Raw genomic sequence first — 14,964 nt, forward strand, 5'->3', positions numbered from 1 at the left:
CAACACCACGATGAGCGCATGAGCTTCTTCACCGATCCGACCCCGTACTTCGACCGGTGGCGCGAGCACGGGCCCGCACTGGTCGAGACCCCGGACGGCCAGTCGTCCTGGGTGATCAGCCGCTACGACGACGTCGTGCAGGCGCTCGGCCACCCCGGCCTCAGCAGCGCCGTCATCCCCGGCGGCATGCTCAACCACACCGACCCGCCGGAACACACGCGGTTGCGCAAGCCCATCGCGCGCGCGTTCTCCACACGACGCATGGAAGCCCTTCGGCCACGTGTCGAGGAGATCGCCAACGAGCTCCTCGACGCGTGGCAGGGCGCGGAGGAGGTGGACGTCATCGAGACGTTCGCCCATCCCCTGCCCATCACCGTCATCTGTGAACTTCTAGGTCTGCCCAAAGAGGACAGAGATGAGGTCCGGAAGCTCTCCGGCGAGCTGCTCGCGCCCGCGACGACGGCCGAGGCGTTCGGCAGGTTCACCGCGTACGTCGAGCGCCTGCTGGCGACCAAGGAGCCCGGTGACGACGTCATCACCGAGCTCCGCGACGAACCGAACCTGGTGATGACGCTGGTGTTGCTCATCACAGCTGGGCACGAGACGACCGTGCAGCTCATCGGCAACGGCCTGTTCGCCCTGCTCCGCGATCCCGCACTGAGGCGGGCGCTGGTCGAGGACCCGATCCTGGTTCCGGACGCCGTCGAGGAGTTCCTGCGCCTCGACGGTCCCCTGGCCATGGGGGTGGGTCGTGTCGCCACTGCCGACGTGGTGATCGGAGGGGTCACGATTCCGAGATCTTCGCAGGTCACCGTCTCACTAGGAGCGGCGAACCGGGATCCTTCCCGGTATTCCGATCCGGACGTGCTGCAGCTGGGTCGAGACCCACACGTCGCGTTCGGTCACGGCATCCACTACTGCGTGGGGGCGCGGCTGGCTCGCATCGAGGGTGAGATCGCGTTCGGAACGCTCCTTCGGCGTTTCCCGGAACTCGTGCTCGCCGCTGAGCCCGAGTGGAGGGAGTCATTCATCCGAGGCTTGGGATCATTTCGCGTGCGACCGAAGCCTTGACGGCGGCACGGGCGGCCGACAGGTCGTCGACAGCGTAAATCTCCGGGCAGGACGCGATGACGAGGTCCTTGTCTGACGCGACAGTCAGCAAAGAAACTTTCTCGGTCAACGACTTGGCCTGCCGGACAACTCCCTTGGAGTCCACGCGGATCAGCGTGACCCACGTCTCTGACCAGGGAAAGTCGGCGACAGCGCTGGATTTGCGCAGGCCTTCCACATCGAACTCGGCAAATCTGGGCATGACACCAAGATAACGAGTCGAGGTAGCGGAAAGGCAAAGATCACCCCTTTACCGCAATGCAGCCAGCAGATGGGACAGGTTGACACCCACGGCGTCGGCCAACCGGCGCACGACTTCTGGAGCGGGTGCCAACGGGTGTGTCTCGCGGGTGAACGGCAGACCTTCACCGCCTGAAAACTTCGATTGCGGCGTAACGGGCGCGAGGATCGGGTAGACGCGCCAGCGCGGAACCTTGGAGTCCGCCATGGCGAGTGTGTTCTCGTGCCACAGCATCACGGTCGATTGCCGGATGTTGCGCGCGAGGACGCAGCCGTGGCCCGTGAGCGTGATCGCGCGCGCAGCGGCCCGCACGGCGTTGCGGAACTCGCCCTCCACGACCCACACGCCGTTCATGAACTCCGCCGTGAAGCCCTCGGTCTCCAGCGCGGCGATCGTCTCGGCGTGCTGGTCGTCCGCGGCGGCCGTGGCGAGCTCCACTACCTCCTGCACCTCCGACGCCGTCACCACGCGCGCACCGGCCTCCGTGGAGTGGTGCAGGAGGCGTTCCACGTGCCGGTCCTCCGCGTAGGCAGCCCACTCCTGGGCCTTCTCCCATGCCGACCGTGCGATGACATCGGCCTCGGAACCGCCACGCAGCCGTGCGTCCTGCAAGAGCTGTGCGAGCACCACGGCGATGACAGAGCTCAACAGGGCGTCGTCACGCGTCTCGTCGTCTTCGGGCACGAGAGAGACGACCAGGTCGCGCAGTTCGGCACGCCAGCTCTCGTCGCCCGCCCACACGCCGACGGCGAGCAGGTTCAGGTAGTGGTCCGCGAGTGCCATCCGCACGAGCAACGGCTGGGCCGCCGCCTCCCGTGCGTCGCGGCGCGCGGTCGCCTTCAGCTGCTGCCGGTCCGCGGGATCCACCACGCTCACGCGGATCTTGTCGAGTTCGTCGAGGAAGTCGTCCCACCGGTCGTCCGAAAACCGGGCGAAGACGTCGTCCACCTGATACCTCCAGCTCACAGTCGAGCGACGGACTCGAGTACTCGTCTGGTTCGCGCCACCTCGTGCGCGCGAAAGACCGCGGCGCCCGCCAACGCCGCGATCGCGGTCGCGACGAGGGTGCCCTCGACGCGCTCGTGCAGTTCCACGCCGAGGGTCTCCCCGACGAAGTCCTTGTTGGACAACGCCATCAGCACCGGCCACCCCGTCGCCACCAAGGCGTCCGTGTGGCGCACCAGCGCGAGGCTGTGCCACGTGTTCTTGCCGAAGTCGTGTGTGGGGTCGATCAGCACGCTCTTGCGAGGCACACCGAGTGCGACCACCCGTTCCGCGCGCGTCGTCGTCTCCGCGACGACGTCCGCGACGAGGTTCGGGTAGCTCACCCTATGCGGACGGGTGCGGGGCCGCGCACCGCCCGTGTGGGAGCAGACGTAACCGGCGCCGTACTCCGCGGCGACCTCCGCCAGCTGCGGGTCCGCGCCCGCCCACGTGTCGTTGAGCAGGTCGGCGCCGGCCTCGCAGACGAGCCTGCCGACGTCCGCACGCCACGTGTCGCTGCTGATGATGAGATCCGGATATGCGGCGCGCACGCGTGCGATGAACGGCACGACGCGACGCACCTCTTCGCCGGAGTCGACCAGATCGCCGGGGCCGGCCTTCACGCCTCCGATGTCCACGATGTCCGCGCCCTCCGCCACCACGCGGTGCACGGCCTCCATGGCCACGTCCTCGGCGTAGGTGGCGCCCCTGTCGTAGAACGAGTCGGGGGTGCGGTTGATGATCGCCATCACCAGCGCGTGGTCGCGGACGACCGTCCGGCCGCGGAACTGGAGCTCGATCACATCCCGTGTCTACCAGGTGGTCCCCGACCTTTGCACATGGCGGACGTCTCATACTGCGTGGCGTGGAACTGGTGAAAGCGGTCGATGCGCTGTGGGAGCGCGGTTGGCTGCCGTACGACGTTCGCGAGATCGTGTCGCGTTCACTCGATGAGTCCGCCACCTCTCTCGTGGTGGACGTGATCGCTTTGTCCTGTTCGCCGCATGCGGCGACCACCGTGCACCCGCGGTGGCAGGCTCAGCTGGACGAGATCGGCGCCTCCGTGTGGTGGGAGGGGCCGCTGCTGGACGCGTGGGCGTCGCGGCACATCGAGACCCGTTCGTACGCCGAACGCACCGCTGCCGAGCTGGTGAAGTTCATCGGTCGTTTGCCGTCGTTGCCGCTCATCCTGCCGTTGCCAGGTGACGCGCTGATGTCCGCCGTGCGCGCGGGGCTCGACCCGAAGGTGCTCAACCGCGTGCGAGGCCTGCTGGCGAAGGCCGAGTCCACGGCGTTCCCGGAGGAGGCCGAGGCGCTGTCGGCCAAGGCGCAGGAGCTGATGAACCGGCACGCGCTGGAGCGCGCGATGCTCGACGCCGACCTGCCGGCGCTGGCGACCTCGCGGCGGATGTGGCTGGACAAGAGCTACTTCAAGGAGAAGTCGCAGCTCGTGCACGTGGTGTCCGGGGCGTTCCGGTCGCGCGCGGTGGCCTACGACGGCTTCGGGTTCGTGGCGCTCGTGGGCGACGAGGTGGACCTGGAGAGTGTGGAGGTCTTGTCGACGTCTCTGCTCGTGCAGGCCACACGGGCGATGGTCGCCGTCGGCGGCAAGTCCGGAAAGGGCAGTGAGGCGCGTTCGCGGCCGTTCCGGAAGTCGTTCCTGGTGGCGTACGCGGCGCGGATCGGGGAGCGGCTGACGGCCGTCGAGGAGGTCCCCGAGGTCGCCGACGAGCGGTTGCTGCCAGTCCTCGCCGAACGCAAGCAGGCCGTGGACACGCTGTTCGAGCAGATGTTCACGCGCACCCGCACGTCACGCGTGACCGTCCGGTCGGCCGCCGGCTGGGGCGCGGGCCGTGCCGCGGCGGACGCGGCCGACATCGGGCCGGGCCGCAGGTCCGTGACCTCGGGCTAGTTCTCGCCTCGCGACTCGTCCACCCCTTCGAGTGAACTCCCCCTCCACAAAGGCGTCCGAAGGGCTCCACCCCCGATTTCCCGTCAGACCCCCTCCCTAACGTCACCCCCATGACATCCACCTACCACAACGAAACGAAGCTCGGCGAGGTCAGCTACCGCCTGAGCGCGACCACCGACTCGACCGACGCGATGGTGCTCGACCTGCTGGGCTCGCTCGACTCCGGCGAGGTGGTGGCGGACGGCCGCCTCCGCCTCCCGGTCGAGGGCGGCGCCACCGTGGGCAAGCTCCTGGCCCGAGTCCTGACAGCCCACACCCGCCTGCGCTCCCGCCCGTCCCGCCACGCGAACGCCAACCAGCCGTGGACCGACCCCCTCGACGACACGCTCCGCCTCACCTGGCTCACCGACCCGGAACCAGACGCGGCCAAGCTGATCAGGTCGATCGCCGACGAGATGCAGCGCTCGGCCACCGCCATCCGAGCCCGCCTGGCCCGGATCGGCTGCGACCCGGACGTACCGGGCCGCGAACTCTCCGCCACGGCGGCGACCCTGCTGGGGTCGGCCTCAGGGCAAAGTCAGGGAAGAACCTGATCCGCCCGCCCCACCCCCGGCGGACCCTGGAGTAGCAAGCACCAGAGTCTCAGGGGGTACCAGTGGAAATCGGCGGCCTGTTCACAGCCCTGCTCTTCGGAGCCATCATCGGCGGCCTGGGCCGCCTGGTGATCCCAGGCAGGCAACACGTCTCCCTGCTGGCGACCATCCTCGTAGGCATAGTCGCGGCCCTACTGGGCACGGCGGCCGCCACCGTCCTGGGCGTGGCGGACACCCCGGGAATCGACTGGATCGAACTGGCCCTCCAGGTGGGCCTGGCAGGAGCCGGCGTAACCCTCTGGGCAAACCGCTCCAAGCCAAAACTCCCCCGCTGACACCCAGGCGCCACACCACCACCCGCACACCCGCCGCCAGACCCGAGCCGCCAGGCCCGCCGAGCGCACCCAAGCCCCAGCGCCAGGCCCGCCAGGCACCCAACGGGTCAAGGCGGCGCCACCACCCGCGCCCAGTCCGCCACGACGGCCACCGAGGTGGCCTTCGCACCTGCCCACCGAGGGGAGGCAGGGCGAGCCGAGGCGGGCTAGCCGAGACAGGCGAGCCGAGCCGCCAGCGAGGGCGGGGCCAGGCGAGGCAAGCCGAGGTGGCGCGAGCCCAGGTAAGGCGGCGAGCCGCGCGAGGCGGGGCAAGGAGGCAGGGCGAGCCGAGGCCAGGCGCGCCGAATCAGGGCGGGGCCAGGCGAGGCAAGCCGAGGTGGTGGCAGCCCAGGGCAAGGCGGCGAGCCGAGCCAGGCCGCGCGAGGCGAGGCGGCGCAAGGCGAGTCGCGGCAAGGCGAGTCGCGGCAAGGCGAGTCGCGGCAAGGCGAGTCGCGGCAAGGCGAGTCGCGGCAAGGCGAGTCGCGGCAAGGCGAGTCGCGGCAAGGCGAGTCGCGGCAAGGCGAGTCGCGGCAAGGCGAGTCGCGGCAAGGCGAGTCGCGGCAAGGCGAGTCGCGGCAAGGCGCGGCTGGGCAAGTCAAGGCGAGGCGAGGCGAGCGACGGCAGAGGCACAAGCCGAAGCCTGGGCAAGACGGGAACAGCCGCGCGAGGCGGGCCAAGCGCGTACCAATGGCTTTAGGTGAACGCGATGCCGAAGGCGAGCCCGACCGAGCGCGCGCTCAGGGCAATGGCGCAGCCGAGCCCAGCCAAGACCCAACGCAATGCCGAAGGCGAGGCGTCCCTCCCTCTCGGCTCGGCCCAAGCGGTATCGGTGACGTACCCACCCATCCCAGCCACGCACCAACGAGATTGGGGCTTGACTTTGGGTGCGAGGTGCTACCACTTGTGGCTCGGCCGGGCCTCTTTTCAGCCCGGCCTTTTCCGGTCCGACAAGCACCTCGCAAGGGCCCCGAAGTCAAGCCCCAATCTCTATCGACGCGCCAGCGGCGATGACTCGACCACGCCCGTCAAAGTCTTTGCCTCCAACAGGACCACCGCACTGGCGACCCGACCAAACGCTGGAATCGGCACCGGCCAAAGCAGCAAAACCCCCAGATGATCAGCAAACGTTCATCCTCCAGCCCACTCCGTGAGCCACAATGCGCGCCTCCGCCCCAAACGAGGAGGACCAGTGGTCCGGTTGTGCACAGGCCTGGTGGCCGTCGTGTTGCTGGCATCCGCCGCCCCAGCCCAAGCATCAGCACCGCAACGGTTCCAGCGGTTCGACACGATGTCGGTGTTCCGGAACACCTCCGCGGCCGAACACACGGCGTCCGAGATCGCCGCCGCCACCGCGGACGGCAAGCTGGTCGTCTACACCGACTCACCCGGCAAGCGGATCGGCTTCGCGAAGACCGGCCAGAAGCTGACCCCGGACGGCGTGCTGGCGATGCCGGGCGAGCCCACCTCGGTCGACATCATCGGCGACCTCGCCCTGGTCGCGGTGAACACGTCGGAGTCGTTCACCAACCCGTCCGGCCGACTGCTGGTGGTAGACCTCGAGAAGCGCACCACGATCGCCACCCACGAGCTGGGCGGCCAGCCCGACTCCATCGACATCTCGAAGGACGGCCGGTACGCGGCCATCGCCATCGAGAACGAGCGTGACGAGGACGTCAACGACGGCGCGATCCCGCAGGCGCCGGGTGGGTTCCTCACCATCGTGGACATCACGAAGGACCCGAAGAGCTGGCAGCTGCGCAAGGTCGAGCTCGCCGGCATCGCCGAGGTCGCGCCGACCGACCCCGAGCCCGAGTACGTGAGCATCAACGGCCGCAACCAGGTCGCGGTCACGTTGCAGGAGAACAACCACATCGCGATCGTGGACCTCAGGTCCGGCAAGGTCGTGAGGCACTTCTCGGCGGGCACGGCGACCGTCAAGAACACGGACACCGAGGACGACGGCAAGTTCGACCCGTCCGAGACCATCACGGTCCCGCGCGAGCCGGATGCCGTCGCGTGGCTCGACGACAACACGCTCGGTACCGCGGACGAGGGTGACTACCTCGGTGGGTCGCGCACGTGGACCGTGTTCGACGCCGAGTCCGGCAAGGTCGTGTTCTCGTCGGGCAACGAGCTGCAGCAGATCGCCGTGAAGCAGGGGCAGTACCCGGACGGGCGGTCGGACAACAAGGGCGTCGAGCCCGAGGGGCTGGCGGTCGCGACCTTCGACAGGGACAGGTACGCGTTCGTCGGGTTGGAGCGGGCGAACCTCGTTGCCGTGTACGACGTGAACAACCCGCGCAAGCCGCGGTTCCTGCAGGCGCTGCCGACGGGCGTGGGGCCGGAGGGGCTGCTGCCGATCCCGGCGACGAACACGCTCGTCGTCGCGGCGGAGGAGGACTCGGCCGAGGACGGCATCCGGTCGTCACTCAGCGGTTACAAGCTCACGCGCACACCGCTGCAGGTGTCGTTGCAGCGCAACCAGGGCACGCCGTCGATCGTGTCGGACGGCATCAACTTCGGTGCGCTGTCCGGGCTTTCGGGCATTCCCGGCAACTACCGCGACGTCGTGTCCATCACGGACGCCGCCTACACGCCGACGCGCATCCTGACGATCGACACCGTTCAGGCGCCGGCCAAGGTGCGCAAGGAGCTGACGCTCACCAAGGACGGCCAGCCCGCGAGCTACGACGGTGAGGGCATCGCCGCGCGCAAGAACAACGGCTACTGGGTCGCGGTCGAGGGTGACGGCAAGCAGAAGCCGAACCTGCTGCTCGAGGTCGCGGCGAACGGTGCCGTCACGAAGGAGATCCCGCTGCCGGAGGCGGTCGCGAAGACGGCCACCAGCAACGGGTTCGAGGGCGTCACGACGACCGGCAGCGGCAAGAACGAGCAGGTGTGGCTGGCGGTCCAGCGCGAGTGGAAGGCCGACAAGGCGGGCCAGGCCACGCTGGCCCGGTACACGCCGGCGACCGGCGAGTGGGCGTTCGCCGCGTACCCGCTCGACGCTCCGCAGGCCGGTGCGTGGATCGGGCTGTCCGAGATCACGGCACTGAACGACCGCACGCTGCTGGTGCTCGAACGCGACAACCAGCGCGGTGACGCGGCCAGGACCAAGAAGGTCTTCCGCGTCGACATCGGCAACCTGAAGCCGGTTCCCGCGGGCGCGGAGAAGCCGGTGGTCACCAAGAAGCTCGCCGAGGACCTCGTCCCCGCGCTCCAGGCCGGCGGTGCCGCCACGCACGACAAGCCGGAAGGCCTCGCCGTCATCGGCACGTGGCCGCTCCAGCGCCTCGTCGGCGTCGTCGACAACGACGGCCTCGAGGACGCGCCGGGCGAGTCGGTCTTCCTCCGCCTCGGCTGGGTCCGCTAGTCGGCGGGCTTCAACGCCAGGTAGGCCGGACGCACGAGCTCGGCCAGCGAGGTTCCGCCCACGTCGACGGGCACGGAGCCGAGCTGGTCGAGCACCGCGTCCGGCCGCACCACCGCGGTCGGGTCGCCCAGGCTCAGGTTCGTCGTGGTCTGCCTGTGCCAGAACGTGTCCAGGCACCTCGTCAACGGCGGTGCCTCCTCGCGCGCCGCGGCACCCAACGTCGTGCCGCGCAGCATCCGCAGCCGTTCCAGCAGCTCCTCACGGCCGCGCCCGCGCCACGCGAGGATCTCGAACGGGTCGTTGTCGAACGACTCCGCCAGCAGGTAGCAGGCGGCGGCGAGGTGCTTGCACGGCACCTCCCAGTCCGGGCACGTGCAGTCCATCTGCATCTCGCGCTGCGTGGCGGGGAACAACCCCAGCCCCAGCGACGCGAACAACGACTCGATGTCCGCGGGCATCTCGCCGGCCAGCAACTTGGCCGCGTACAAGGCCTTCCCGGCCAGCGCGTGCTCGATCCGCTGCCACTCGGCGCCGGTGAACGACTTGATCGCGATGCGGGCCTTGTACGGCGTCGGCCGCGACCCCTGCACCAGCGCGATGGCCATGCTCGTGGACAACGACAACGACAGCACCTGGCCCTGCCGCGCGTAGTTGCGGCCCCGCGTCAGCCGGCCGCCCATCCCGAACGACTCCAGCACCTCGATGAACCGCCGCGACCACCACGTCGCACCGATGTCACCGCGTTTCGACCGCGCCTTGATCCCGTTGTCCGCCTTGATGGTCCTGCCGTAGCGGGGCTTCTCGCCGGACCAGTGCTCACTCACCGACGGCCTCCCCCGACAACGTCAGCAGGTCGCGCAGCTGGGACGTCGACAGGTCGGTCAGCCAGTTCTCGCCGGCACCGACCACGAGCTGCGCCAACGCGCGCTTCTCCTCGATCATGGCGTCGATGCGCTCCTCCAGCGTGCCGATGCACACGAACTTGCGCACCTGCACGTTGCGCTGCTGCCCGATCCGGAACGCCCGGTCGGTCGCCTGGTCCTCGACGGCCGGGTTCCACCAGCGGTCCAGGTGGATCACGTGGTTCGCGGCGGTGAGGTTCAGCCCGGTCCCGCCCGCCTTCAACGACAACAGGAACAGCGACGGCCCGCGCTTGTCCTGGAACCGCTCGACCATGCGGTCACGCGAAGCCTTCGAGGTGCCGCCGTGCAGGAACATCACCTCGGTGTCGAACCGCGCGGCCAGGTACGGCACGAGCATGCTGCCGAACTCGGTGAACTGGGTGAAGCACAACGCTTTGTCGCCCTCGGCGAGCACCTCCTCCAGCACCTCCTCCAGCCGCGTGAGCTTGCCGGAACGGCCCGCGACGCGGGAACCGTCGCCCAGGAAGTGGGCGGGGTGGTTGCAGACCTGCTTGAGCTTCGACATCGTCGCGAGCACGAGCCCGCGCCGCTCGATGCCCTCGTCCGCTTCCTCGATCTTCTCCAGCATGTCGTTGACGACGGCCTGGTACAGCGACGCCTGCTCGGTGGTGAGGTTGCACAGCTGCCGCATCTCGACCTTGTCCGGCAGGTCGCTGATGATGCGCGGATCGGTCTTCAGCCGCCGCAGCACGAACGGGTTGGTGATCTTGCGCAGCCGTGCCGCGGCCTCCTGGTCGTTGTGGCGCTCGACGGGAACGGCGTAGCGGGCGCGGAACGTGCTGACCGTGCCGAGCACGCCGGGGTTGGCGAAGTCCATGATCGACCACAGCTCGGCCAGCCGGTTCTCGACGGGTGTGCCGGTGAGTGCGACGCGATGACGTGCCTTGAGCTGCCGCACGGCCTGCGACTGCCGGGTCGCGCTGTTCTTGATGTTCTGCGCCTCGTCCAGCACCACGCGGTCGAAGGTCAGGTCCCCCAACGCCTCCGCGTCACGAGCGGCCAGCGCGTAGGTGGTGAGCACGAGATCATGACTCTCCACGGCCTCGCGCAGCGCGTCGCCGTCGAGCCGGTCCGCGCCGTGGTGCACGTGCACCTTCAGCTCCGGGGTGAACCGCGCCGCCTCGCGCTGCCAGTTGCCGACGACCGACATCGGGCAGATCAGCAACGTCGGCGGCCGCTTGCCGTGCTGGCGGTTCAGCGCCTCCAACGCCAGCAGCTGCACGGTCTTGCCGAGCCCCATGTCGTCGGCGAGGCACGCGCCCAGCCCGATCCTGTCGAGGAACGCGAGCCACGCCAGGCCGCGCTGCTGGTACGGGCGCAGCCGCGCGCCGAAGTTCTCCGGCGGGTCCACGGGTTCCAGCTGCTCGTCGGCCTTCCCGGTGAGCAGGTCGCCGAGCCAGCCGTCCGCCTCGACGTCCACCAGCGGCAGCGGCAGGCTCTCGTCCGCCTCGCTGAGTCCACTGTGGAGCATGACCTCGGCGGCGGTCATCTGGCCACCACCTCGCCGCAGGAACGCGAGCCCGGCGGCGAGCCGCTTCTGGTCGACCTGCACCCACTGGCCGCGCACCTTGACCAGCGGCACCTTCGCCCTGGCCAGTTCGGCGAGCTCGGCGTCGGTCAGCGTGTCCTCGCCGAGGGCGAGCTCCCACTTGTAGTCCACGATGGACTTCAGGCCGATCTCGCTCTCCTTGGCCACGGTCCCGGCCGTGCCGCGGCTCTTCGTGGTGAGCTTCAGGCCGAGCTTCGTCGTCTGCTGCCACCACGACGGCAGCAGCACGCCGAACCCGGCCTGCGCCAGCGCGGGCGCCGCCGTCAGGAACCGGTACGCGCCCTCCGCGCCGACCTCCAGCTCGGACGGGTGCTGCCCGCGCAACGCCTCGTCCAGGTCCGGGTGCAGCTTGCTCGCGCGCCCGAGGTCGGCGAGCAGGTGCTCCTGAGGTGCGGGAATCCACCGCCGCAGCACGCCGTCGTCCGCGAACCACACCTGCTGCGCGGGCACGAGCACGCTCGGTTCGTCGACGGCCTGCAGCAGGAACTCGACGGCCCACTCCTCCTCGTTGCGCTGCTCGGGCGACCGCAGCCGGAAGCACGTGCGCACAGGGCTCTCGTTGCCCGCGCTGTCGCGCCACCGGTCGAGCTGCTCGCGCAGTTCGTAGAGCTCGACGGGGTCCGCGTCGAACACGGGCTCGCCGGTGAGCGCGGCGAGCCACGCCTCGGCGGTCGTCCTCGGCCGCCGGGGAGCGAGCGCCATCCCGTCCAGCCGGGTGCGCACCTGCTCGTCCACCGCCGTCGTGAGTGCCGCACGCACCAGTTCGGCGGGGTCGCTGACGATCTCCTCGCACCGGCAGGCGGGTGGCATCGCGGCCTGCAACGCGGCGAACCGCGCCGAGTCCGTGCCGGACAGCACCGGCACCCAGCGCGCCCGTGGCTGATCGGGCGCGACGGAAGGCAGCACGCGGCCGCGTTCGACCAGGTCGGCGGCGAACCCGGCGACGTCGAACACGAACCGCGCCGAGTCGCTCAGCCGCATCTCCGCGGGACGTTCCGGAGTGCCCTGCAGGCGGACCGTGGGCACGCCCCACTGCCGCAGCGCCACCTTGCCGCGCGGGGCTCGCCCGGCCGTGAGGGGGTCGCGGACCAGCTCCGGCGAGGCCATCGGACCGGACGAGAACGACGGCAGCAGCAACGCGCGGGTGGTCGCCTTGAGCGGCTCCAGCCCGAGGGCGGCGACCAGCGACTCGGCGTTCGCGGCGAACGGGTGGGGCGCGTCACGTCTGGTGCTCTCGCTGCGGGCGGGCAGCCCGGAGTCCTCGGCCCACAGCGCGAGGACGCCGTCGGTCGTGCAGAGGCCATGCAGTACGAGCACCTTCGAACCCTATGTGCTCACATTGGTGCCATGGTCGAAGACTCCCCTGTCGTGCTGGACGGTCAGTCCCTGAGCGCCGACGACGTGGTGCGCGTTGCGCGCTATCACGCCCCGGTGACCCTCCACGCTGATGGACTCGCACGCCTCGATGCGTCGTGGCAGGCCAGTCAGCGCCTTGTGGTGCGACGACAGGTGTACGGCCGTACGACGGGCGTGGGTGCGAACCGCGACCAGATCATCAGCACGGAGGGGTGGGCCGAGCACGGCCTGCGCCTGCTGCGCAGCCACGCGGGCGGGCTCGGCGGCATGCTCCCCGAGGAGCAGGTGCGGGCGATGATGGTCGTCCGGCTGAACCAGCTGCTGGCGGGCGGCGCCGGCGTGCGGATGGCCGTGGCCGACGCGCTGCAGGCCGCGTTGAACAGCAGCTGCTACCCCGGTGTGCACGAGTACGGCGCGATCGGCACCGGCGACCTGACCGCGCTGGCCGAGACGGGCCTGACGCTGCTCGGCGAGCGCTACTGGCTCGGCTCCACCCAGACGCCGGACCCGATCGAGCTCGACTCGGGTGACGCGCTGGCGTTGATCAGCAGCAACGCCCTGACCATCGGCATGGCGGGCCTCGCCTGGCAGGACGCGCACCGCCTGCTGAAGGCCACCCAGGTCGTGGCCGCGCTGTCGTTCCTCGCGGTCGACGGCGCCGTCGAGGCCTACGACGAACGCGTCCACCTGGGCCGCCCGCACCCCGGCCAGGTCGCGGTCGCCGCCGAGATGCGCCGCCTGATCGGCGAGCCGCCGCGCCCGCCTGCCCGCATCCAGGACCCGTTCGGCTACCGCTGCTTCCCGCAGATCCACGGCCCGTGCGTCGACGCCGCCACCGACCTCAGCCGTGTGCTCGACGTCGAGTTCAACGCCGCCGCCGAGAACCCGCTGATCGTCGCCGACCACTTCGGACCGGAGGACGACGCCGCGTACCACCACGGCGCGTTCCACAGCGCGTACCTGGGCCAGGCGCTGGACCGGCTGCGCCTGTCGATGCTGCACACCGGCCACATCTCGACCGCCCGTCTGGCCACCCTGGTCGAACCGAACTTCACGGGGCTGCGCCCGTTCCTCGCCGAGGGCGTGCGCGGCAGCTCGGGCGTGATGATCCTGGAGTACAGCGCCAACTCGGCCCTCGCCGAGGTCCGCACGCTCGCCGAGCCCGCGAGCATCGGCAACGCCGTGGTGTCGCGCGGCCAGGAGGAGAACTCCAGCTTCGCCTTCCAGTCCGCCTCCCAGGCGCTGCGCTCGCTCGGCGCGTTCCGCCTGGTGCTCGCCTGCGAGGTCGTCGCCGCCGTCCGCGCGCTGCGGCTGCGCGGCATCGTTCCCGCGACACCCGCTCTGCGCTCCGCCTTCGAGGCGGCGGAGGCGAAGCTCAACCCCGACATGTCCGACCGCCAGCTGAGCCCCGACGTGGAGGTGGCCTCCGCCCTGCTGGACGACTTCGCGGCCGTCTGAGCTTGACCTCGACCAATCTGGAGCTCCTACGGTCGGCTGCGACCAGGTTGTTCGAGGTGGGGGTGGCAGATGCGGGCTGTTCGCGTGCACGAGTTCGGCGGGGCGGCGGTGCTCCGGCTGGAGGAGATCGCGACACCCGCGGCGGGCCCTGGGCAGGCCGTGGTGGCCCTGGAGGTCGCCGACGTGATCTTCCTGGACACCCTGCTGCGCGGCGGCTGGGGCCAGGAGTACTTCCCGCTGACGCTGCCGTACGTGCCCGGCCTCGGCGGCGCGGGCGTCGTGCTCTCCGTCGGACCGGACGTCGACCCGGCCTGGGTGGGCAGGCGCGTCATCGCCCGCGGCGCCGGTGCCTACGCCGAGCAGGTCGCCTTCGCGGCCGAGAACCTCGTCGCCGTACCCGCCGGCCTGCCCTCGACGTCGGCCGCGGCCATGATCCACGACGGCGCGACCGCCCTGCTGCTGGTGCGCCGGGCGGAGATCGTGCCGGGTGCCTGGGTTCTGGTGTCGGCGGCGGCAGGCGGCGCGGGGTCGTTGCTCGTCCAGCTGCTGCGCGATGCCGGGGCACGCGTCATCGCCGCCGCTCGTGGCGCGCGCAAGCTCGACCTGGCCCGCGAGCTGGGCGCCGAGGTGACCTTCGACTACTCCGCCGACGGCTGGCAGCACCAGGTTCGCGAGGTGTCCGGGGGCGTTGGTGTCGCCTACGACGGTGCGGGCGGTGCGCTCGGCCAGGCCACGTTCGAGGCAGTGGCCGAAGGCGGGCGGTTCGTCACCTACGGCTCGTCGGACGGGCTCACCAGCATCGACCCGGCCGAAGCCGAGCAGCGGCGGGTGCGCGTGGACGACGTGCTGGCGGCCGGGGCGCCGGCGCCCGAGGTCGTGCGGGAACTTCTCTCCGACGCGCTCGCCCTCACGGCGGAGGGGCGCATCCGGCCGGTGATCAGCGCGACCTACCCGCTGGAGGAGGTGGAGCGGGCGCACCGGTCACTGGAGGAACGCGGCACCCTCGGCAAGTCGCTCCTGCTGGTCCAGCCCAGGTAGACCCACAAGTTACTCACTGGTAGCGTCCGGCCGCAGAGACGCAAGGAGGCGCA

The 14,964-nt window shown here is 70.3% G+C and carries 12 protein-coding genes; 7 read left to right on the forward strand and 5 right to left on the reverse strand.

Translation table 11 applies throughout. The features are described 5' to 3' along the window. Window positions 1–18 precede the first annotated feature (18 nt). Entirely contained in the window at window positions 19–1,071 is a 1,053-nt protein-coding gene (locus ACQEU1_RS19525) for a cytochrome P450 family protein (protein WP_433203426.1), read from the forward strand. On the opposite strand, the gene ACQEU1_RS19530 is transcribed toward ACQEU1_RS19525, so the two are convergent. Genes ACQEU1_RS19530 through folP form a run of 3 tightly spaced genes read right to left on the reverse strand, consistent with a single transcriptional unit; the run spans window position 1,028 to window position 3,138 of the window. Continuing rightward, a complete protein-coding gene (locus ACQEU1_RS19530) occupies window positions 1,028–1,312 on the reverse strand; it encodes a hypothetical protein (RefSeq protein ID WP_285638247.1) in 285 nt (94 codons plus the stop codon). The two genes, ACQEU1_RS19525 and ACQEU1_RS19530, sit on opposite strands and share 44 nt — an antisense overlap. 48 nt (window positions 1,313–1,360) lie before the next feature. Next, on the reverse strand, window positions 1,361–2,299 hold the full coding sequence (locus ACQEU1_RS19535; RefSeq protein ID WP_433203429.1) for a hypothetical protein: 939 nt from the start codon (window positions 2,297–2,299) through the stop codon (window positions 1,361–1,363). 14 nt (window positions 2,300–2,313) lie between these two features. Next, a complete protein-coding gene (gene folP, locus ACQEU1_RS19540) occupies window positions 2,314–3,138 on the reverse strand; it encodes a dihydropteroate synthase (protein WP_382445762.1) in 825 nt (274 codons plus the stop codon). A gap of 62 nt (window positions 3,139–3,200) precedes the next feature. Between folP and ACQEU1_RS19545 the strand changes: the two genes are divergently transcribed. The 4 genes from ACQEU1_RS19545 to ACQEU1_RS19560 all read left to right on the forward strand — a co-directional run bounded on the left by ACQEU1_RS19545 (window position 3,201) and on the right by ACQEU1_RS19560 (window position 8,587). Further along, entirely contained in the window at window positions 3,201–4,247 is a 1,047-nt protein-coding gene (locus tag ACQEU1_RS19545; RefSeq protein WP_433203433.1) for a DUF2786 domain-containing protein, read from the forward strand. 110 nt (window positions 4,248–4,357) lie between these two features. Further along, on the forward strand, window positions 4,358–4,840 hold the full coding sequence (locus ACQEU1_RS19550; protein WP_433203436.1) for a hypothetical protein: 483 nt from the start codon (window positions 4,358–4,360) through the stop codon (window positions 4,838–4,840). Window positions 4,841–4,902: 62 nt separating this feature from the next. Then, entirely contained in the window at window positions 4,903–5,175 is a 273-nt protein-coding gene (locus ACQEU1_RS19555) for a GlsB/YeaQ/YmgE family stress response membrane protein (RefSeq protein ID WP_433203439.1), read from the forward strand. Window positions 5,176–6,403: 1,228 nt separating this feature from the next. Beyond that, entirely contained in the window at window positions 6,404–8,587 is a 2,184-nt protein-coding gene (locus tag ACQEU1_RS19560) for an esterase-like activity of phytase family protein (protein ID WP_433203442.1), read from the forward strand. Here the strand turns inward: ACQEU1_RS19560 and ACQEU1_RS19565 are convergent. Further along, a complete protein-coding gene (locus ACQEU1_RS19565; RefSeq protein WP_433203445.1) occupies window positions 8,584–9,411 on the reverse strand; it encodes an SWIM zinc finger family protein in 828 nt (275 codons plus the stop codon). The genes ACQEU1_RS19560 and ACQEU1_RS19565 overlap by 4 nt on opposite strands. After that, the gene (locus ACQEU1_RS19570; protein WP_433203448.1) at window positions 9,404–12,376 is read right to left on the reverse strand and encodes a DEAD/DEAH box helicase; all 2,973 of its coding nucleotides are present in this window, start codon (window positions 12,374–12,376) and stop codon (window positions 9,404–9,406) included. Before ACQEU1_RS19570 ends, ACQEU1_RS19565 begins: the two co-directional genes overlap by 8 nt. 30 nt (window positions 12,377–12,406) lie before the next feature. On the opposite strand from ACQEU1_RS19570, the gene ACQEU1_RS19575 reads away from it, so the two are divergent. Next, window positions 12,407–13,873 (forward strand): aromatic amino acid ammonia-lyase, encoded by a 1,467-nt coding sequence (locus ACQEU1_RS19575; RefSeq protein WP_433203451.1) that lies wholly within the window; start codon window positions 12,407–12,409, stop codon window positions 13,871–13,873. 69 nt (window positions 13,874–13,942) lie between these two features. Continuing rightward, window positions 13,943–14,911, forward strand: a complete 969-nt coding sequence (locus ACQEU1_RS19580; RefSeq protein WP_433203454.1) for a zinc-binding dehydrogenase — start codon at window positions 13,943–13,945, stop codon at window positions 14,909–14,911. Window positions 14,912–14,964: the final 53 nt, after the last annotated feature.

This window comes from Lentzea sp. CA-135723, assembly GCF_050936595.1.
Taxonomy (GTDB): Bacteria; Actinomycetota; Actinomycetes; order Mycobacteriales; family Pseudonocardiaceae; genus Lentzea.